Here is a 19,704-nt window from a genome sequence, read left to right as displayed (position 1 = left end):
GCGCATTTATGACGTCTGGACAATTTGAGGGGGCTACCCCCATCCCTTCAAGGTTTTTGCGCAGGCTTGGCCCCGTTGCGACAATCGCCCTCGCCCAACTGTTCGGAACATCGCTGTGGTTCAGCGCCAATAGTGCTACGGATACCCTGATGACCAGTTGGCAAATCAGTGCTGCTGATATTGGCTGGCTGACCAACGCAGTTCAGGGCGGCTTTATCCTGGGCACAATGATCATGGCTTTGGGAGGCCTGGCAGAGCGGTATCGTGCCAGTCTTATTTTTGTGGTGAGTGCGGCTTGCGGTGCTTTGTTCAATGCCTGCTTCGCCTGGTTTTCGGAGGGTCTGGCCAGTGGCATTGTGTTCCGCTTCCTGGTTGGCCTGAGTTTGGCGGGCATCTACCCCGTGGGCATGAAGTTGATCGTCAGCTGGGCTCCCGAGCGGACCGGGCAGGCCCTCGCCCAGCTTGTCGCCATGCTGACGCTCGGCACCGCACTGCCCCATGCATTGCGAGAAGCCGGTGCGGACCTGCCATGGCAGTACGTCATCCTGGCATCATCGCTACTTGCGCTATTTGGCGCCGTTCTTATCCATCTGCTTGGAGATGGCCCTCATTTACCAGGTGCAGGCCAGAAAAAACAATCATCGGGCACCGCCTCCGAGCAACCGCTGACGGTCTTTGACGCCTTCAAGGTCAATCGATTTCGTGCAGCAGCCCTGGGCTATTTCGGGCATATGTGGGAGCTTTACGCGTTCTGGACGGTCGTACCACTGCTTGTGGCCAATACGGCACTCATCAGTGAATACTCGGCCGTCGGATTATCGGGTATGGCGTTCAGTATCATTGGCATCGGCGCTTTGGGGTGTCTTGTTGGGGGATTCCTGTCACGTCGTATTGGGAGTGCAAAAGTTGCGGTCGGTGCACTGGCCTCCTCTTGTGTTTGCGCAGTGGTGTTTGCTCTCTTCTGGCGTGACTTGCCTGCCATGTGGCTGGGAATACTCCTACTCGCCTGGGGCGCGACCGTGATTGCGGATTCTCCCCAGTTCTCCGCCCTGTCCGCGCAAGCTTGCCCAAAGGAAGTAGTTGGTGCCGCGCTGGCGATTCAAAATTCCATCGGCTTTGCGATTACCGTGGTATCGATCGCTGCAACCACCGCGCTGTTCGATCGTATCGGTCTGGACGCGGCCTGGCTGCTGGTTCCCGGCCCAATTGTCGGATTACTGGGGTTCGCCTGGGCATCCCACCGAGCCTCGACGTTCGAAACAGACGCCTGAGCCACGGAGACCGTCCCAACTTACCCTACCGAAGTCCGGATATCAGGACAGCACTGTCCGATAAATCAGACAGCTTTATCCCCATTCTGAACATTGTGTCGCTAAAACCAGACACTCAGAGCCGATGTTCCCAATCCCAACGCCTACCCATTCGCAAATGCTTCTATAAAACAATAACTTAGAAAGCTGGCACGGTTCCTGTTTGGTTCAACGGAATAACGATAAAAACAAGCGCTTTCAACAAGAAAGAACGGGTGCAGACTTCACTCGGACAATAATAAGGAACACCCAATGCGTACGCTCCTCCTGGCTCTTCTGCTAGTAAGCCCCCTGTGTTTCAGCAAAACCGTGGTGATTATCGAGAGCTATCATCAAGGCTATAAATGGGACGCTGATTACATCGCCGCCGTCCAATCAGTGCTGGGCGACGACCACGACATTCACGTGCTTGCCCTCGACACTAAAAGATTGCCGAAATCAGAATGGCCCCAAAAAGTAGCCAGCCTCCAGCAATCCATTACCGAGATCCAGCCTGACATTGCCATTCTGGGAGACGACAACGCATTCTCCCTCATGGCCAACCACTTGGTTGAGCGGAAGATTCCGGTTGTATTCCTGGGTGTCAACGGCGGTCCCGCGCAGCACCCTACCCTGGAACACGATTTGGTCGCCGGTTTGCTGGAACGGCCATTTTTTGAGGAGAGCATCCGTCATCTTCAGAAAGTATTGAAAGTGGATAAACACTTTCTTGTATTAATGGACGACTCACCCACCATGCGAAACGCAGTCAATGAATACTTCGGCGACAAGAGAAGTGCCGAAATATATGGCTCCAAACTGGACATCGTCCTTACCAACGACAAAGACACCTGGTTGCAGTCGGTTGTTCGGGCTCACGAACTGTACGATGCAATCATCGTTGGCACCCACCACACCATCCGGGATTCAGAGGGCACCTACATCGCACCGGACGAACTCATTACCAGAGCATTCAATCAAAGCCGGGTTCCCATCTTTTCCTTTTGGGATATCAACATTGGTAAGCAGCAAGCGATTGGCGGCTTCACCATTTCGGCTCACCAGGAGGGCATTACTGCCGCCCGCTTGGCATCCCTCATCCTTAATGGTGTCAAGCCCGCCCGCATTCCTAAAATGAACTCCCTGAGCGGGCACTACATCTATAGCCGAAGCGGCATGGCTCATTGGAACCTGGAGCTTTCCCCCATGATTGCGACCCAAGCAAACTTCGTTGAATAAATTGGTTGGGCGGCTCCAGATTATGCCGGAACAGCCGTTAACCAAGAGATCTCGCACGCATACACGCATAGAGGGGCAGACCAGTGGCTGTAGAAAAACTAGAATTCATTGAACGCCGGCTTGGTGTAAGCGGAAAACTCCTGATAGCACCTGTTTTCATTCTGCTTTTGTTCGCCCTCGTCACCTTTTACAGCATTCGGGAATTTCAGAGCCTTGATGCGCGAATGGATACGGTGGCAAGGGATCTGGCACCGGAAACCGCCGTTGCGACCGGTGTGCTTATCAACCTTTACACCATGAGACTGAGAGTCTTCGACTACTACGCCACCGGTAACGAAGACATCCTGGCCCGCTTCGAGCAGTTGGAGACAGATTTCTTCAGGGAGTTGTCGGCAGCGCAACAGACGATCAAAAGTGCCGACCGTGTGCAACTGGTTGCAGAGATCGAAGAGGCGACTTTGCAGTACGCGAATGTCTTCAAAAGCGAACTAGTGCCCGCCAAGCAGCAAGTAAAAAATATCATTGCCGACGAACTGGACCAATACGGCCCCACAGCATCAGAGGCACTGCGCAGGGCCATTGATGGCGTTACCAACAGAGAACCGGATAGCCGGTTGCGCGTCGTTCTGGAACAGCTGATTCACGATACCCTCATGATGCGAATGGCCTCACAGCGCTTCTTTGCCGATGGCGACGAATCCTCGGAAACTGCATTGGGTTATGCCATGGAGGATATTTCCGATGCGCTCGAGTTTCTGGACATGGATTCGGTCCCCGACTACGTCAGGCAGTATTTCGATACCGCGATAGCGGCACTCGAGAAGTACCAGGCTTCGGTCAACGAGCTGCTGGTTCAGCAAAAGGCGATGATCCGAACAAAGGAAGACAGGCTTGACGTACTCGGCCCCCAAATCACTGACATGGCGAGGAATCTTGAGAAAGAGGTTTTTGCCTCCCTCGAAACCGTGGCCGACGAGGCGGAAGCAGAGACCGAGACGGCACTCAACCTGACACTCGCCGCATTCGTTGCGTCTGTCGTTCTGGGCCTGGTGGTCGCCCTGCTGATGAGCCGTATGATGGGTAACAGCGTCAAGCGTGCCCGGTCAGAAATTCTGGGTTACCTGGAAAACATTGGAAATAACGAAGGCGACGTTTCTACCCGGCTGACCAAGGGCCGCCCTGACGAAATTGGCGATTTCATCTCAGCGGTCAATGCCTTCCTGGAAACCCTGGAAGACATCATTTCCCGGATTGTCGCGTCGTCCCGGCGTCTCAGTACGGAATCCGAGTCATTGTCTGGCATTACAAACAGCACCACTGCCAATGCCGAACAACAACGGGACCAGGTGACTCAAGTTTCGGCGGCGATGCAGGAAATGGTCTCCACCTCCGACGAAATCGCGTCCAACACCAGTGACACAGATGAATCCGCACGCCAGGCCGCCGAGCTGGCAGGAACCGGCCAGGAAACGGTGTCGACCGCAGTTAAATCCGTTTCCCGACTCGCAGAACAGGTCGAGGCAGGGTCAAAGCGCATCCAACGGCTTGAGCAGGAATCCGGTGAGATCGGTAACGTACTGGACGTTATTCAGGCTATCGCAGAACAAACCAACCTCCTCGCCCTCAATGCCGCCATCGAAGCAGCACGTGCGGGAGACGCAGGCCGTGGGTTTTCGGTGGTTGCTGATGAGGTCCGGGGGCTTGCCAAGCGGGTTCAGGATTCAACGGTCGATATCGAGCGAATCGTCTCGAATCTGCAAAGCGGTGCCGCCGGCGCGGTGGTTGATATGAGCAAGGCCAAACAGATGGCCTCTGAAGCCAGTGAAGAAGCCGGCAAGTCTGGCGCTGCTCTGTCAGAAATCATGGCGGCCGTAAACCGGATTGTGGATATGACAACGCAGGTTGCAAGTGCCACTGAGCAACAGCGGGCGACCGCTGCTGAGATGACTCAGAACGTGGAGGCCAGTAGTAGTGCCATCGACAAGCTCACCGACGATATTGCCCACGTTAACCAATCCAGCAATTCCCTGGCGGAGATGGCGGAAGACCTTAACGGCCTGGTGCGTCGCTTTAAAACGTCAAACTAGGACCCTTTTCCGCTTGTGTTAACTGCGTCATGGGCGACATGTTCAATTACTGATACTTTCAATACTCAAACAATAGCTATAAATACAGCGTATCAGGGAGAGATTCACCCATGAGCCATTCACGTTTTACCAGGATGCCCGGCTTTCTTGCGGCGCTGACGGTGTCCTTTTGTGCAGTCGCTCAGGCCGATCCTGCCGACACCATCTTTGCTGCTGAAAATGCCCTCTACGGTGCTGGCTATGATATTGGCAAGGCCGATGGGTGGATGGACGACACCCTGCGCTCGGCCATCCGGAAGTATCAATCCGGTCGAGAGGGGTTGCAGGCCACTGGCGATCTGGACCCACAAACGTTGTCTGCCCTGGGAATCGCCGTTAAGGATGGCGATGCCGTGACTGGCAACAGCGCGCGAAGCCGTGAGGGGGCGATGGCTGACGCGGGAATCAGCAAGCAGCGTTTCGGGTCACCCAGTGCAAAACAACCCATTGCAGATGCGCCTGAACCGGAGGTTAAGCCGGAGCCAGTGCCAGTATCGACTGAAGCGCCAACCTTGGAAGAAGAATCAGCACCTGCTCCGGAGACCATCGTAGCAACAAACGATAAGCCTGTGATTCAGCCCGAAACGGAATTAGCTCAAGATTCAAAGCCTAAACCTCAAATCGCAGAGGAACCTGAAACCGAACCCGTTGAAGTTGCGGCTGTTGAAGAGCCCTCAGCCATGGAGAAGCCCCAAACCATTGACGAGCCCTCAACTGTTGAAGAGACATCAACGGTCGAAGAGCTCTCAACCGTTGATGCAGAACCTTCCGTGGCTCTCAATGTGCCTTCCGAGGCGACCGAAGAGACATCAACGGATGTTGACTACCAGTTGCCAGACGAACCGACGGCTTCTGGCAATCCGGAGATTTCGGAGTCATCGCAGGCAACGAGTTCGACCTCAGGCAACACTTCGGAATCCACCACTGTCGCGAAAAGCAGTGGCGGTTTTTTCAGCTCGTTATTCGACTTCCTCTTCGGCTGGCTGATCTGAGGACATACGCGTATTCCGAAATGCGTTGGATTAGCTCACACTGGGCGGCCTTGTTTCAAATTTACTGACTTGTAGCCAAGGCCAACCACCCCATGCCCTCTCAATTGCAGGAAGCTCCCTACTCTCCCGCCAGGATTACACTGATCATATTCTCACTCGCCATGGGCGGGTTTGGGATAGGTACGGGAGAGTTTGCCATCATGGGGCTGATGCCCGGCGTTGCCGCGGATCTGGGGGTTACGGAACCACAGGTCGGCCACTTGATCAGTGCGTACGCGCTGGGCGTTGTCGTGGGAGCGCCGCTCCTGGCCATTGGCGGTGCCAGGCTTTATCGGCGGCACCTGCTGATCCTGTTGATGTCGTTCTACGCGCTGGGAAATATTGCCAGTGCCCTGGCGCCGGGGTACGGATCACTTCTGGTGTTCCGCTTCATCGCCGGCCTCCCCCATGGCGCCTATTTCGGTGTTGCCGCCCTGGTTGCCGCCTCACTCGTACCTTTTAACAAACGCGCCAAGGTCGTGAGCCTGGTCATGATGGGGCTTACCCTCGCGCTGTTGATCGGAAACCCACTGGCAACGATTCTTGGGCAACATCTGGATTGGCGGTATGCCTTTGGGTTTGTGGGTGCTATCGCAGCCCTTACCGGATTGATGATTGTTCTTTTCCTGCCTCTCAATCGACAAGAGGAACGGCAAAGCCCATTCTCGGAAATCCGGGCGTTCAATCGCCCGGAAATCTGGTATCCGCTCGCCATCGGCTCCATCGGGTTTGCCGGCATGTTTTGTGTATTCAGCTATATGGCTCCAACATTGTTGGAAGTCACCGGGGTCAATCCCTTCTGGATTCCAATCGCACTCGCGGTCTTCGGGCTCGGAGGATTCGTTGGCAACATCCTCGGAGGTTGGCTGTTTGATCGCCTCCAGTTCCGCAGCGTTGGCTGGATGTTGTTGTGGAGCATCAGCATGCTGCTTCTGTATCCCTACGCCACAGAAACCATCTGGACCATGCTGGTGATGTGCTTCCTGGTCGCCTTGATGGTTGGCCTTGGGCCCGCGCTGCAAACCCACCTGATGGACGTGGCGCACGGTGCCCAGACACTGGCCGCCGCCTCTCACCACGCAGCGTTCAACGTGGCCAATGCTCTTGGACCCTGGCTGGGCGGGATGGCTATCAGTGCCGGCCTAGGATGGCAGTCCACAGGGTATGTTGGTGCCACAACCGCTGTTGCCGGGCTCGCGATATTTCTATTGGCATGGCGTCAGCAGTCCGGCCCAGAGCGTGTCGACGACGACGTTGCGCTTAGCCAGGATTCCTGACCGCGTTGCAGGTTTTGCGTTCACGGGTGGCGCCGTTTGCCAGTACAACACCTATCAAGAGCAGCACCACGCCACCCCACACGGCCCAACCATAAGACTCACCAAAGAAAACGATCCCGAACAATAGGCCAGCGGGTGTAATCACGAACCCCAATTGGCTGAGAAACGTTGGCGATGTCCGCTTCTGTAAGTGAAAGAAGCCGCGATAACTGATCGCAGTCAGGACAGACTGAACGGCCACAATGGTCCAGAGATCCATCCCGCTAACAAGCAGCGAATGTGCGCCCCCAGTCACCACGACCACCAGTAAAATCAGTACGGCACCGGCGAGAAGCATTCCAGGGGCCAGCTGCTCTGGAGTAGCCCCTTTCGGCCAGTGAGACGTGCGATACACATTGCCAATAGCGAGGGACAGTGGAACCAACATACCTAACAGCAGCCATGGCAGCGAGTCCGGATTGATGCCCGCCGGATTGGGCGACAGAATCCAGACACAACCGGCAACGCCCAGACTCAGCCCAACGGACTTTTTCCTGCTCAGTGTTTCCATGCCCAGAATGACGGAGATCCCGTAGGTGGCAAGGGATGGCAGCGCATAGAGAGTCGCCGTCAGGCCGGACCCAATATTCGCAACAACAATGAAGGCCAGCGCATTGGGTACGGCAATGGCGGTCAGTCCGCTGATGCCAAAGTATTGAAACAGGGGCCTGCTGAATCGCACCGGGGAACCCCGGCGACCGCAGAGAACCAGCAGGATACCGCCACCCAAAGCCTGCCAGAAGGCGTACGCCAGTGGTGTCATGCCGACGTCCATGGCGGCCCTGGAAAGCGGCAGCATCAGGGCAATCAGTACGCCAACGCCCAATAACAGAAGCATGGACGTTACATCGGGTTGATGAGATGCGGTACTCGCATGTTGTTTCATGGTTTTTTCTCCGTTAGTTGCGAGCCCTATCATCCCGATGCGGCGACCACGGATCACCACACGTTTCGTGAAAACTGCTTTGCCGATTTGCGCATCGATTCCCCGAAACTCATCGTTTAGTGTCAGCAGTCAACCAACCACCAAAACCGACAGAGGAAGACTGTTATGGATTTTCTGGAAGCCCTGGAATGGCGTTACGCCACAAAACGCATGAATGGCAAATCTCTCCCGGAAGGCACACTGGAGAGAATACTGGAGGCCACACGATTGGCGCCGTCCTCTTATGGGTTGCAACCCTACACCATCAAAGTCATCAGCGACCGCTCGCTGCTTGAGCGCATCCATGAAGACGCTGCACCGCAACCACAGGTCAAGGAATGCTCCCACCTGTTGGTGTTTGCGACCAAGACGGATCTGGATGACTCAACGGTTGATCATTACATCGAGTTGGCGGCGACAGAGAGAGGGGTTGCGATTGCCGATCTGAACGGGTTCGCTGACGCTATCAAAGGTACCATCAATGGTTTGGAAACGGCCGCTGACAAGCAGGCCTGGGCCGCAAGACAGGCATACATTGCCCTGGGCTTTACCCTTGCCGCCGCCGCTATAGAGCGTGTCGATGCCTCGCCGATGGAAGGCTTTGATCCAGCCGCCCTCGATCGCGTCCTGCGATTGAACGAGGATAATCTGAGCAGCGTGGTCATTGCAGCATTGGGGTACCGTGATACGGCGGAGGACCGGATGGCGAACATGCCAAAGGTGCGCAGACCCCTGTCCCAACTGATTCAAAGGGTCTGATCAACAGGCCCGATAGAATTCAGCCACACACCGGCGCTTGCCTGTATAATTCCCTCATCAATCAAGATCTGATGTGGAGCGCCGGCATGGACCGCCTCAAGGGTGTGGAGTATTTCAAGCGAATTTACGAGCTGGGCTCGTTTACGGCTGCTGCCGACGAGTTCCACTGCTCGAATGCAGTTATATCCAAGTATGTCCGGTTCCTCGAATCCTGGACGGGCTCGAAGCTGATCAACCGCAATACCCGTACGATCAGCTTTACGGACGAAGGCGAGCGATTCTACACCTATTGCCTTTCTATCATTGAGCAGACCAGCGAAATGCTCGATTCCGTTGATGATACCGGCGATCTGTCGGGCGAGTTGGTTATTGCCAGCCCGGTTTCTCTGTCGATGAAAGTGATGGCCCCGTTAATTTTCCAGTTTCGGCAGGCATATCCGCAGCTGACGATTCGATTACAGATGAGCGACCAGTTGACCAGCCTGGTCGGCTCGGGTGTTGATCTTGCCATTCGCGGAATCGGATCCCCCGAGGATTCTTCGCTCATTGCGGTTAGACTGGGAGCGCTCGAAAGGGTTCTTGTTGCTTCTCCAATGTATCTGGCGTCCGCCGGCACACCGTTAACCGTAGAAGATCTCCGACAGCACCAGTGCCTTATTTACAGCCTCAGCACCGATGCGAAGAGCTGGGAATTTGTTCCAGCTGGCGCTGCAGGTAGAAGTCACGCCCCCTTTAGCGTTGCCGTATCCGGGCCCTTGGTGGCCGATAATTCGCTTGTATTGGTTGATGCGGCTGTGGCTGGCCTTGGAATCGCACTGGTCCCACGCGCATACATCAGGCAGGAGCTTGCGGACGACAAACTGCGGAAGCTCGAACTGGACGCGTTGCCTGCCCGGCGCTCCATCTATGCAGTATACTCAGACCGCCACTACCTGCCGCGTCGAGCCAGGTTGTTTATCGACTTTCTACGAGCCAGCCTCGAATCAGGATGACACGCCTTTAGCCCGCATACGTAGCAGGATCTCCTCAGCGATATCCACCCGTACTTTTCCGCCCTCAACCAGCTCTCTCGCCACGGTGTCAATTTCCGGGCCTTTCGCACCGGCCATGACGGCGATATTCTTGGCATGAAGGGCCATGTGCCCCTTCTGAATTCCCGTGGTAGCGAGCGCTTTCAATGCCGAGAAATTTTGTGCGAGCCCGACAGCCGCAATCACTCTGGCCAATTTTTCAGCGGTTGTGGTATTCATAATCTCCAATGCAATGCGGGCAGTCGGATGGGATTTGGTCGCCCCACCAATCAGCCCGACAGCCATCGGCATCTCTATCATTCCGGTCAGATTACCGTCCTGATCGACTTCCCACCGGGTCAGCGAACGATACTGCCCCGACCGCGCGGCATACGCGTGAGCACCTGCTTCAACCGCACGCGTATCATTACCGGTAGCCAACACAACGGAACTCACCCCATTCATAACCCCTTTGTTGTGCGTTGCAGCCCGGTACGGATCAATATCCGCAAAATCAAACGCCGACAGAATTCCCTCTCGAACCGACTTCCCACCAATGGCGTCCAGCGACCAAGTGGCTCTGGCCCTTGCGAGGCGACGATCGGCGAGGTTAGACAGAATCCGGAGATACGTCTTGCCGCCGGTCCATTCCGCAATCAGAGGGGCCACCGCTTCGGCCATGGAATTAACGGCATTTGCGCCCATCGCATCGCGGGTGTCGACGATCAGATGGGTAATGACCATGGGTCCGTTGCGCCCCCCTTCGAGCACCCGTACCTCCAGATCTCGATAGCCACCGCCATGTTTCAGCAATACCGGGTCGGTCTGGTCACAGATTTCTCGAATCCTCTCTTTGTTCTCAAGAATCTGAAGTCGCGCGAATTCGGGATTACTGACATCAATAAGCTGTACCTGGGCAATCATTAACGAGCCTGACAGGGATGTAGTAAACCCACCGGAATCGCGACATTGCCTTGCCGCGTTGCAAACGGCGGCAACGACGGATGATTCCTCAGTTGCCATCGGAATGAGGACGTCCTCACCGTCAACAATCATGTTCGTCGCAACGCCCAGAGGAATATTCATGGTACCGACAGCGTTCTCGATCATTGAGTCCACAACAGACGCTTCGAGATTACCGGTATTCGAGAGTTGTGCCTCTACACTCCGATCAAGGCCAGCAACCTCCATGACCTTGTTGAGCCTTTCTGACATTGAAAGCTTGTGAAAGCCGGATATACGGGAGTTTTGAGTGTGCATTTAAAGAATCTCCATTACATTTGTCAGGAAGCCAGGCGTTGGGATAGCTGGTTAGGCAACCAGGTCACCAAATCCGGGAATACCATAAACAGGACCAGCGCTATCATCTGAAGCAACAGGAAAGGAACAATGGCGCGATAGACCGTTTCCATCCCGATACCGTCAGGAAGCACCCCTTTGATGTAGAACAGGGTGTATCCGAACGGCGGGGTGATATAAGCCATCTGCGCGGTGATCAGGAACAACACGCCAAACCAGATCGGGTCAAAATCGAAGGCGTTAATAATGGGAAGGAACACCGGCACACAAAGCAGAATGATGCCGATCTCATCCAGGAATAGTCCTAGCAGCACCAGGATGCCCATCATTGCAAGTAACACCAGCCAACGGTTCAGTTCCAGATCCTGGATAAACGTCAACAAGGAGTCCGCGCCACCAGTACCGGTGAAGATCGATACAAATATTTTGGCGCCGATGGTGATCCACATGATCATGGTGGTCACGCGCAGCGTATCCATTGCAGCGGCACTCAGGTTGGCGGGCGTGAAGGTACGCTGCAAAGCCGCTGAAACCATGGCGCCCACCACGCCAACGGCGGCTGCCTCGGTCGGTGTAGCAATACCCGCATAAATACTCCCAAGCACACTGAAGACAATCAGCGTCGGAAGAATCAGGGACTTAAGCGACGCAAACATGTCACGTACCGATACTTCCACCTGCTCCGGACGTGGCGCCACACTCGGCTTCAACAGGGTGCGGATCACTACATAGGCAATGTACAGCCCTGCCAACACCATGCCCGGAATGATCCCCGCCGCAAACATTTTTCCCACGGACACCTGCGCGGTTGCCGCGTAAACAATGGTGATGATTGACGGTGGGATCAGAATGCCCAAGGTGCCACCGGCACAAATGGTGCCCAGTGCGAGTTTTTCGTCGTAGCCTCGGCGGAGCATGGATGGCAGTGCCAGAATACCCATTGCCGCAACGGCCGCCCCAACGATGCCGGTCATCGCCGCCATCACAGTGCATATTGCGATGGTGCCCACCGCTAGCCCACCGGGTAGCCGTCGGAACCAGAGTTCCATGGCCTTGTACAAGGCTTCAATGATTCCCGACCGCTGCAGGATACTGGCCATGAGCACGTAAAGTGGTATTGCGAGGAGCACATCGGATGTCATGACATCGAACGTTTGCAAAACCGAAAGAACAAGAGCATCTGTTCCCCAGAGCGTTACGGTAAAAAGCACAGCCAGAGATATAAGAACGAACGCAAGTGGCATCCCGCTGAGCAGCAGCACCAGCAGGGAGATAAACATCGCGGACAGAACAAAGGTCGAGCTCATGACGCGCTCCCCCCGCCCGTCCGGATTCGGACGATTGCCTGCAACGTTTCCGCAATCGACTGAAGCAAGAGCAGCGTAAAGGCGACCGGTATCAAGGTTTTTGCCGGCCATATCGCTGGATTCCATGACGAGAACGACGTTTCACCGGATTCAATTGAGTTAACCGCAACCGGAATGCTCTGGTAGATCAGCACACAGGCAATCAACCCGATGACGGGGTAGATGCCCGTATCCACGATGGCAGCTGCCCTTGCAGACAATTTGCCATAAACAATATCGACATTGACGTGTCCGGCTGTGTGCAGAAGATAAGGGCCAGCCAACATAAAGTAGGGGCCAAGCAATAACGTGGACAACTCCAGCGCCCAGACAGTGGGCGCATCGAAAAAGTAACGGGCAACCACCTCATAGGAGATGACGGCAACCATGATGAACACCAACAACGATGCCAACACTGCCAGCCACCGATTCAGACCAGTGACGGCCTTGCAGTAGCCCTGAACAATAGACATAACTACTCCTCACTCTGCGGTATCAGCCCGGCGAACCGGGCTGGTTCTGATTAATGGCAGGGTGGGTATTATTCCAGCAGTCCCAGTTCCTTCATGAACTCGACCTGACTGTCCAGGACCTTGTTGGCCAGTTCATCGTCGCCAGCCGCTTTTTCCCAGGCTTTCATGGCGGTTGGGCGGCCTTGCGCCACGGTATTGGCGTCCAGGTGGATGATTTCGGCTCCCTGCTCTTCGAATTTCTTCAGAGCAACTGCGTCCTGAGCCACGTTGTGCTGGCGAAGGGCTGCGGATACTTCACGGGCAGCACTTTCCAGCGCAGCCTTGTAGGAATCCGGCAATTTATCGTAGGCACGCTGGTTGGCAACATAGCTGGTAGCAGTGGTAGGTTGGTGAAACCCCGGCACGATAACGTACTTGGCCACTTCGCCAAGGCCCGCTTCCAGGTTGGCAGTCAGATCCCCCCTGTCAGCAAAGTCGATCACGCCTTTTTCAAGTGCTTGATAGACTTCAGCGGTCGGCAACGGCGTGGTCGATACACCGAATTCCGCCATTACAGTGCTGGCCAGGCCGACAAAACGACCTTTTTTGCCTTCAACGTCGTCCAGTGTGTTTATCGGAAACTTGGAGTGAATGGGTTCCTGGCCGTAAACGGTGGGTGCGATATAAAAAAGCCCTGCCTTTGCATAAGCTTCGCGGGCAAACTCAAGGCCGCCACGCTCATAGAACCAGGCTTCATATTGGTCCGACTCAGGAAACCCGAACGGAATCGTGCTTGTGAATGCAAACGCGGGAATCGAGCCTGCCTCGTAACCATCAAACGTTTTCATCATTTCAAAGGCACCACCCCTCACGGCTTCAAAGGCCTGCGCCGAAGGAGCCAGTTGGCCGCCAGCAAAAAGCCGGATAGTAAATTGACCTTCGGTCAGTTCCGAAACACGGCTGACAAATCGTTTCTCAAATTCGTAGGGAGTGGTTCCTGCATCCCACAATGCCTGCATTCGCCAGTTCACCTCAGGCAGCTCTGCGGCCGACGTCACACCGGTATACATCGCGGCGGCAGCAACCAAACCTTTGCAGGCATGACGAAGACCGACAACGGTCTTCTGGCGTATCGATTCGTTCATAGTGTTCTCCATCGTACTGGTGGTTATTGTGTTTATTATTGCCGCGTACACCTGCATGGCGCACCTGTACAAACTAGGACAGCTGACTAAAATGGACAAGTGACACTTAATGCATGTGTACCACGGACTGTACCAGTCTATTTACTGGTACAATTTGGAGTTGATATGGCAAGTGAAGTATCCCGGGCGCAACACATCGCGGACACATTGATTCAACAGATCGACTCAGGACAGCTAATGCCCGGGTCTCGGCTGCCGTCCATCCGGGTGGCGGCCGAAAGCCATGGGGTTTCAAAGAACACGGTAACGGATGCCTACGATCGCCTGGTGGCAACCGGTTATATCAGCCCTCGGAGGGGTTCCGGATTCTACGTGCAGGCAGCTAACCCGACACAACCTGTCCCCTATTCCGAACACGTCACAGAAGCCCTGGATCTTGTGTCACTCTTGCGCGAGCAATTGAACCAACACTATGAAATCCGTGCAGGTGACGGCCGCCTACCCGCGACCTGGATGGAGAGTTCGGAGATCGGCAGATACCTCAAGCGCAACGCCAGTGCTTCCGGCCTTGCCGACGACTTCGAGTATGGCAGACCACAAGGCCTTCAGGCTTTACGGGAAGACATTGCCCGTGCTTTGACAGACCGAGCAATCAGCGCAAGCCCCGACCAGATTCTGATGACGTTTGGCGCCAACCATGCGCTCGACCTGATCGTTCGGCATTTCGTGCGGCCCAACGACCCTGTTCTGGTCGAAACGCCAGGATATTACCCAATGTTTGGCAAACTCAAACTTCAGAAAGCCAACGTCATTGGCGTAAAGCGGGAATCGGACGGGCCGGACCTGGAAATGCTGGAGGAAAAGATACGGCAGTTCAGGCCAAAGCTGTTTTTCGTGCAACCGATGGCTCACAATCCAACGGGCACATCCATGTCGCTCCAGAAGATGCATCGACTACTTACTATAGCGGAACGGCATGATCTGGTTTTAATCGAAGACGATCCCTTTGCCGATATACTGCCAAAGGCAACACCCCACCTCGCGTCACTGGATGCGCTGAACCGAGTAATCTACGTGGGAACGTTTTCGAAAACCTTGTCGGCCAGCCTGCGTTGCGGGTATATCGCGGCGAATCCCGCGTTGATTACGTCGCTGACGGACATCAAGATGCTAACGGTGGTTAACAGCTCCAGCACCACGGAACGCATTGTTCACGAGATGATCGTTAAAGGTCGGTATCGTCGTCATTTGAAGAGGCTACGGGATCGGGTGGCCAATGCGAGTGTCGACGCGGTGTCTGCGTTGAGAGGCATCGGCCTGGACAACATCGAAAGCCCGGCGGGAGGGTATTACCTATGGTGCCCGCTTCCACACGGTGTGGACGTCATGGCACTAAGCAGGCGGGCTGCAGGAGAGGGTATTTTTCTGGCGCCCAGCCAACTTTTTGAGTTGGCTGACCAAAACGGGGAGTCCGCTCTGCGAATTAACATTGCCCATGCGAACAACCACAAACTACTGCGATTCCTACAGGCAGCCGTGCTGAAATAACCGCCTCAACTCGCTTTTCAGAACTTCCAGAACGGTGTATCCAGACGCTGTGCAACAAGCTCAGGTGGGTAACCAACGTCCTTCAGAAGACGGGGTTCCATGGTCAGGACCAGGTGGAGGAAGTTACGCTTCATTCTCCACCCTTTGTACAGTGATGCGGCTCTTTTCATTTCAATCATCCATCTATCGATAACAACAAAGGGTTAAACCGTAATCGGTTTTAAGTAGTTACCTATTTTATGGATGAATCCTGTCCGGCCCCATACTTGGAAACCACTACGAGGCCTTGTTTTGGGGCCTTTGAGCCTAGCAACTTGTACCTATGCCGCCCCGTTCGACTTCTTTACAAGCGTCTTATACAGATCATCTTTCAGTTGCAGTCGCTGTTGTTTCATCTGGTGCAACTGATCGTCTCCGATCGGGGCATCCCTGCGTTCCAGGCCTTCGATTTCCTGGTCCAGCTCTGCGTACTGCCGAAAATGGTGCTGGAACGTCGGGTCGTTCTTTCTCAGTTCGTCGATCAATTCGCCAAACTGGGGGAATTCGTTATGAAGTTCGTGGTTGGAAATGCCCATTACCTCGTCTCCTTCTTTTCGCAGAGTGGTTAGTCAGGATGCCATTCATCATCGGGAGTTGTGAACCGTTAAAACGTTATAAAGCAGCTCCCTATAAATCCGAATCAAGCCGCTCCAATCCGAGAGTAGCTTTAAACTCAAGATACTCGTCACGATAGACAATGGCACCGAGAGCCATCGCAGCCTTGGTGGCCATGCGATCAAAGCTCTCCCGGATCAGTCGTGGGATCCTGGCTTTTGGTCTCACGCTGGCCGTTTCAATCAGCACGGCGCCCATAACGAGCAGTGCATCAATTCGACGGTTATCACGGTCGCCATCCATTATGTGGCGGGCGACCGATTGCGCATCATTCAATATCACCTTCTCGTCGTCGTTCAGTGTGGCGCCGTCGAACGCCATAAAGCTTTGATAGCGACGTGCCCGCTTCAGCATGAAGGCCTCGCGCACTGCAGGGTCCGGTTTGCCGGAATCTGGTTTAGTGTTGAGAAGTCCGTGAAGACGGAAATCCACCTCCCCCGCTTCCCGTTTTTGTTCGAAGACGTGCTTGATATCTGCTCGCGCGATATCGGACGTGGTTTCCAGGGCCTCGGCGATCACGGCATCGAACGTGGTTTTCTCGACCACATCCAGGACGCGCCGAATGGTATGGATAGATTTCATAAGCTCCGGCCACAGGCGCGGGTCCGCCTGACCAGGTTCGTCCGGCATCCTGCTTTCGAGGGCCCGGGCGCAGAAAAACGCCTTTTCAACGTCACGAATCGCAATGCCCGGTTCGTTCGCAATCCATTTGACGCCATAGTCATTGAGGTCTTCAATCAGGCTTGAGGTGAGAATAAGCAGGTAATACTTCATACCAAGGGGAAGGTCTGTCATCAGCAGCACTCCTTCACAACAAGAGTTCCTGTCTACAGGTATAGCTGATTACAGGCTGAGTACCAGCTTTTCCGGGGTATCTCCCGCTCATCTTTGACAAAACGCTAATAGCTGGGGGCGATCAATACGGTATAGGATGATTGAAAGAATCTGAGTATTGATCCGTTCACCTGAGGAAACTAGCACATGACGTACGCGCGAATTGTCGGCACGGGCTCCTATCTGCCTGAGAATGTCATGACAAACGAAGACATGGAGAAAATCGTCGACACCAGCGACCAGTGGATTCGTGAGCGTACCGGCATTGAGCAGCGACACATCGCTGTAGAAGGTGAAACCACCGTCGATCTTGCTGAAAAAGCATCCCGCAGGGCCATTGAAGCCGCCGGACTTCAGCCTGCCGACATCGACCTGATTGTGTTCGCCACATCCACCCCTGACAAGATCTTTCCCAGCTCGGCGTGCATTCTACAGGCGAGACTCGATATCCATGGCTGCCCGGCTTTCGATATCCAGGCTGTTTGCAGCGGGTTTGTCTATGCGTTATCGGTTGCTGACAAGTTCATTAAAACCGGCAGCAGCAAGAAGGTTCTGGTGGTTGGCGCAGAGCTGTTCTCCCGCATTCTGGACTGGGAAGACCGAGGCACCTGTGTGCTGTTCGGTGACGGTGCCGGCGCCGTAGTGTTGGAGGCCAGCGAGGAAACCGGCATTCTCTCGACCCACATCCATGCTGACGGCAAATACGAAGACCTGCTCCACGTACCCTTTGGTATTGGCGATGGCTTCGACCAGGTTCGGGCCGGCAAAGGCCATGTTCACATGAAGGGCAATGAAGTGTTCAAGATTGCCGTGAACACCCTGGGCAGAATTGTGGACGAAACCCTTGAAGCCAACCAGATGAAGAAATCCGATGTGGACTGGCTGGTACCGCACCAGGCGAATTTGAGGATTATCGCGGCCACGGCTCGCAAGCTGAACATGTCCATGGACCAGGTGGTGGTGACCGTCAACAAGCACGGTAACACCTCTGCTGCGTCAATTCCGCTGGCGCTGGACGTTGCCGTTCGCGATGGTCGCATCCAGAAAAATGAGGTGCTTCTGCTGGAAGCCTTTGGCGGCGGGTTTACATGGGGTTCTGCGTTAATCCGGTTCTGACCATCTACCGCAAGTCGCGTCAGACGTATACTCTACCCGGTATCCGAATTCCCATAATAACGTCAAACGGAAGATTCCGTGAACGAGAGTGTCCGCAGTACCACACCGTCTGTGATCATCATTGGCACCGGTTTTGGCGGCCTGTGCATGGCCATCCAGCTCCGGAATGCCGGAATAGAAACCTTTACCCTCCTGGAAAAGGCGTCCGGGGTTGGAGGCACCTGGCGAGATAATACCTACCCCGGTGCGGCCTGTGATGTTCAGTCTCACTTGTACTCCTTCTCCTTTGAGCCCAAACACGACTGGTCAAGAAAGTTCGGATTGCAGCCGGAAATTCTTGATTATATGCAGCACTGCGTTGAGAAATATGATTTGGCGGGGCATATTCAGTTTAATAACGAAGTCGCCAGCGCGGTTTTCAACGAAGCCACCAACACCTGGACCGTCACCACTACCGACGGAGAGTCTCAAACAGCCGATATCATTGTTACCGCTACCGGCCAGTTGAATCAGCCAGCATGGCCAAATATTCCCGGCCTGGATACCTTTGCAGGCACGACGTTCCATTCCGCCCGTTGGGACCATAACTACGACCTGAGTGGCAAGAATGTTGGCGTGATTGGCACCGGTGCCAGCGCCATTCAATTCGTGCCGGAAATAGTGCCAAAGGTAAGAGCTCTCAGCCTTTTCCAGCGCTCCGCTGCCTGGGTGCTGCCGAAACCCGACCGACCGTTCTATAAATGGGAGCAGGCACTGTTCCAGAAGGTTCCGGCCTGGGACCGCATCTACCGCTCTCTGATCTATTGGAAGAATGAAAGCCGCGCCCTGGCGTTCACCCGCTTTAACAGCTTGCTCGAGCTTTTTGCCTGGCAGGCAAAGCGCTTTGCCAAACACCAGGTTCGCGATCCCGAGAAGTTCAGGCATCTGATTCCGGACTACAAGATCGGCTGCAAGCGGATACTGATTTCCAACGACTGGTATTCAGCCGTTGATCAGTCTCACGTCGAGCTCGTCACCACTGGTATAGAGCGTGTCGTGGAGGAAGGCCTGATTACCACCGACGGCGCTCTGCACCGGTTGGACACGATAATCCTGGGGACCGGATTTGCGGCTTCGGATTTCCTGTCACCGATGGAGATCACCGGCCGCAACGGCGCGTCGCTCAACCAGGCTTGGGCCACTGGATCGGAGGCCTACAAGGGCATTACGGTGTCCGGGTTTCCCAACCTTTTCATGCTCTACGGGCCCAACACAAACCTCGCCCACAACAGCATTGTGTACATGCTGGAGTCCCAGGTCCGGTATGTGCTGGGTTGTATCAATACATTGAGCGCAACACCCGGCACGGCTATGGATGTAAAACCAGATCGGCTTAGAACGTTCTCGGAGGGCGTTCAGACAAAGCTTAAAGACAGCGTTTGGGAATCCGGTTGCCATTCCTGGTACCTGGACAGCGATGGCAAGAACACGGTGAACTGGCCCGGTTTCACCTTCACTTACCGCAAGGCCACGCGGGAGGTGAACCCGGACGACTACGAGTTCCTGCAACCCTCCGTTTAGCCTCTCTTTGCTCCCTCCAGGCTTGTCCATTTGACAGCCCCGGCATATTCATAGG

The 19,704-nt window shown here is 54.9% G+C and carries 17 protein-coding genes; 10 read left to right on the top strand and 7 right to left on the bottom strand.

Annotated elements, in window-relative coordinates; genetic code table 11:
- The first annotated feature begins 8 nt into the window (after positions 1 to 8).
- The 5 genes from AAGD24_RS10300 (at position 9) to AAGD24_RS10280 (ending at position 6,962) form a co-directional block, all read left to right on the top strand.
- Entirely contained in the window at positions 9 to 1,271 is a 1,263-nt protein-coding gene (locus AAGD24_RS10300) for an MFS transporter (RefSeq protein ID WP_379864971.1), read from the top strand.
- A 351-nt stretch (positions 1,272 to 1,622) separates the two neighbouring features.
- The gene (locus AAGD24_RS10295) at positions 1,623 to 2,528 is read left to right on the top strand and encodes an ABC transporter substrate-binding protein (protein WP_226909916.1); all 906 of its coding nucleotides are present in this window, start codon (positions 1,623 to 1,625) and stop codon (positions 2,526 to 2,528) included.
- Between the two features lie 83 nt (positions 2,529 to 2,611).
- Positions 2,612 to 4,615, top strand: a complete 2,004-nt coding sequence (locus AAGD24_RS10290) for a methyl-accepting chemotaxis protein (RefSeq protein ID WP_085680735.1) — start codon at positions 2,612 to 2,614, stop codon at positions 4,613 to 4,615.
- A 110-nt stretch (positions 4,616 to 4,725) separates the two neighbouring features.
- Positions 4,726 to 5,646 carry a peptidoglycan-binding protein gene (locus AAGD24_RS10285; protein ID WP_379864968.1) on the top strand — a complete coding sequence of 307 codons (921 nt, stop codon included), beginning with the start codon at positions 4,726 to 4,728 and terminating at the stop codon, positions 5,644 to 5,646.
- Between the two features lie 92 nt (positions 5,647 to 5,738).
- Positions 5,739 to 6,962: an MFS transporter gene (locus tag AAGD24_RS10280; protein WP_051946929.1), complete on the top strand. Its 1,224-nt coding sequence runs from the start codon at positions 5,739 to 5,741 to the stop codon at positions 6,960 to 6,962.
- Here AAGD24_RS10280 and AAGD24_RS10275 read toward each other — a convergent pair.
- Positions 6,946 to 7,887 carry a DMT family transporter gene (locus AAGD24_RS10275; RefSeq protein WP_159265638.1) on the bottom strand — a complete coding sequence of 314 codons (942 nt, stop codon included), beginning with the start codon at positions 7,885 to 7,887 and terminating at the stop codon, positions 6,946 to 6,948. The genes AAGD24_RS10280 and AAGD24_RS10275 overlap by 17 nt on opposite strands.
- Positions 7,888 to 8,052: 165 nt before the next feature.
- Here AAGD24_RS10275 and AAGD24_RS10270 point away from each other — a divergent pair, with 165 nt between their 5' ends.
- Complete coding sequence (locus AAGD24_RS10270) at positions 8,053 to 8,685, top strand: NAD(P)H-dependent oxidoreductase (protein WP_379864965.1); 633 nt, start codon at positions 8,053 to 8,055, stop codon at positions 8,683 to 8,685.
- Between the two features lie 86 nt (positions 8,686 to 8,771).
- Positions 8,772 to 9,677 carry a LysR substrate-binding domain-containing protein gene (locus AAGD24_RS10265; protein WP_379864963.1) on the top strand — a complete coding sequence of 302 codons (906 nt, stop codon included), beginning with the start codon at positions 8,772 to 8,774 and terminating at the stop codon, positions 9,675 to 9,677.
- On the opposite strand, the gene AAGD24_RS10260 is transcribed toward AAGD24_RS10265, so the two are convergent.
- The 4 genes from AAGD24_RS10260 to dctP form a co-directional block, all read right to left on the bottom strand.
- The gene (locus AAGD24_RS10260) at positions 9,669 to 10,955 is read right to left on the bottom strand and encodes a hydroxymethylglutaryl-CoA reductase, degradative (protein WP_085680745.1); all 1,287 of its coding nucleotides are present in this window, start codon (positions 10,953 to 10,955) and stop codon (positions 9,669 to 9,671) included. The genes AAGD24_RS10265 and AAGD24_RS10260 overlap by 9 nt on opposite strands.
- A gap of 23 nt (positions 10,956 to 10,978) precedes the next feature.
- A complete protein-coding gene (locus AAGD24_RS10255) occupies positions 10,979 to 12,301 on the bottom strand; it encodes a TRAP transporter large permease subunit (RefSeq protein ID WP_041334889.1) in 1,323 nt (440 codons plus the stop codon).
- Positions 12,298 to 12,813 carry a TRAP transporter small permease subunit gene (locus AAGD24_RS10250; protein WP_075194823.1) on the bottom strand — a complete coding sequence of 172 codons (516 nt, stop codon included), beginning with the start codon at positions 12,811 to 12,813 and terminating at the stop codon, positions 12,298 to 12,300. Before AAGD24_RS10250 ends, AAGD24_RS10255 begins: the two co-directional genes overlap by 4 nt.
- Positions 12,814 to 12,881: 68 nt before the next feature.
- Positions 12,882 to 13,937, bottom strand: a complete 1,056-nt coding sequence (gene dctP / locus AAGD24_RS10245) for a TRAP transporter substrate-binding protein DctP (RefSeq protein ID WP_379864960.1) — start codon at positions 13,935 to 13,937, stop codon at positions 12,882 to 12,884.
- A gap of 165 nt (positions 13,938 to 14,102) precedes the next feature.
- Here dctP and AAGD24_RS10240 point away from each other — a divergent pair, with 165 nt between their 5' ends.
- Positions 14,103 to 15,485, top strand: a complete 1,383-nt coding sequence (locus AAGD24_RS10240) for a PLP-dependent aminotransferase family protein (protein ID WP_085680747.1) — start codon at positions 14,103 to 14,105, stop codon at positions 15,483 to 15,485.
- 320 nt (positions 15,486 to 15,805) lie between these two features.
- Here the strand turns inward: AAGD24_RS10240 and AAGD24_RS10235 are convergent, their stop codons facing one another.
- A complete protein-coding gene (locus AAGD24_RS10235) occupies positions 15,806 to 16,060 on the bottom strand; it encodes a YdcH family protein (protein WP_036207155.1) in 255 nt (84 codons plus the stop codon).
- Between the two features lie 91 nt (positions 16,061 to 16,151).
- A complete protein-coding gene (locus AAGD24_RS10230) occupies positions 16,152 to 16,934 on the bottom strand; it encodes a hypothetical protein (protein WP_091643768.1) in 783 nt (260 codons plus the stop codon).
- Between the two features lie 186 nt (positions 16,935 to 17,120).
- Here AAGD24_RS10230 and AAGD24_RS10225 point away from each other — a divergent pair, with 186 nt between their 5' ends.
- The gene (locus tag AAGD24_RS10225) at positions 17,121 to 18,089 is read left to right on the top strand and encodes a beta-ketoacyl-ACP synthase III (protein ID WP_075194819.1); all 969 of its coding nucleotides are present in this window, start codon (positions 17,121 to 17,123) and stop codon (positions 18,087 to 18,089) included.
- Positions 18,090 to 18,167: 78 nt separating this feature from the next.
- Positions 18,168 to 19,649, top strand: coding sequence for an NAD(P)/FAD-dependent oxidoreductase (locus AAGD24_RS10220; RefSeq protein ID WP_228209647.1), 1,482 nt, complete (start codon positions 18,168 to 18,170; stop codon positions 19,647 to 19,649).
- The last annotated feature ends 55 nt before the right edge of the window (positions 19,650 to 19,704 follow it).

The organism is Marinobacter sp. M5B (genome assembly GCF_042604615.1).
Lineage (GTDB): Bacteria > Pseudomonadota > Gammaproteobacteria > Pseudomonadales > Oleiphilaceae > Marinobacter > Marinobacter salarius.
Note: the sequence above shows the minus strand (reverse complement) of the source record. Positions and strands in the feature narration are given on the sequence as shown.

Excerpts from the sequence above, each read along its gene's own strand:
- AAGD24_RS10255 (WP_041334889.1), bottom strand. The coding sequence starts at position 12,301 with ATGAGCTCGACCTTTGTTCTGTCCGCGATGTTTATCTCCCTGCTGGTG.
- dctP (WP_379864960.1), bottom strand. The coding sequence starts at position 13,937 with ATGAACGAATCGATACGCCAGAAGACCGTTGTCGGTCTTCGTCATGCC.
- AAGD24_RS10270 (WP_379864965.1), top strand. The coding sequence starts at position 8,053 with ATGGATTTTCTGGAAGCCCTGGAATGGCGTTACGCCACAAAACGCATG.
- AAGD24_RS10300 (WP_379864971.1), top strand. The coding sequence starts at position 9 with ATGACGTCTGGACAATTTGAGGGGGCTACCCCCATCCCTTCAAGGTTT.
- AAGD24_RS10230 (WP_091643768.1), bottom strand. The coding sequence starts at position 16,934 with ATGACAGACCTTCCCCTTGGTATGAAGTATTACCTGCTTATTCTCACC.
- AAGD24_RS10280 (WP_051946929.1), top strand. The coding sequence starts at position 5,739 with ATGCCCTCTCAATTGCAGGAAGCTCCCTACTCTCCCGCCAGGATTACA.
- AAGD24_RS10260 (WP_085680745.1), bottom strand. The coding sequence starts at position 10,955 with ATGCACACTCAAAACTCCCGTATATCCGGCTTTCACAAGCTTTCAATG.
- AAGD24_RS10265 (WP_379864963.1), top strand. The coding sequence starts at position 8,772 with ATGGACCGCCTCAAGGGTGTGGAGTATTTCAAGCGAATTTACGAGCTG.
- AAGD24_RS10235 (WP_036207155.1), bottom strand. The coding sequence starts at position 16,060 with ATGGGCATTTCCAACCACGAACTTCATAACGAATTCCCCCAGTTTGGC.
- AAGD24_RS10240 (WP_085680747.1), top strand. The coding sequence starts at position 14,103 with ATGGCAAGTGAAGTATCCCGGGCGCAACACATCGCGGACACATTGATT.
- AAGD24_RS10225 (WP_075194819.1), top strand. The coding sequence starts at position 17,121 with ATGACGTACGCGCGAATTGTCGGCACGGGCTCCTATCTGCCTGAGAAT.
- AAGD24_RS10250 (WP_075194823.1), bottom strand. The coding sequence starts at position 12,813 with ATGTCTATTGTTCAGGGCTACTGCAAGGCCGTCACTGGTCTGAATCGG.
- AAGD24_RS10285 (WP_379864968.1), top strand. The coding sequence starts at position 4,726 with ATGAGCCATTCACGTTTTACCAGGATGCCCGGCTTTCTTGCGGCGCTG.
- AAGD24_RS10275 (WP_159265638.1), bottom strand. The coding sequence starts at position 7,887 with ATGAAACAACATGCGAGTACCGCATCTCATCAACCCGATGTAACGTCC.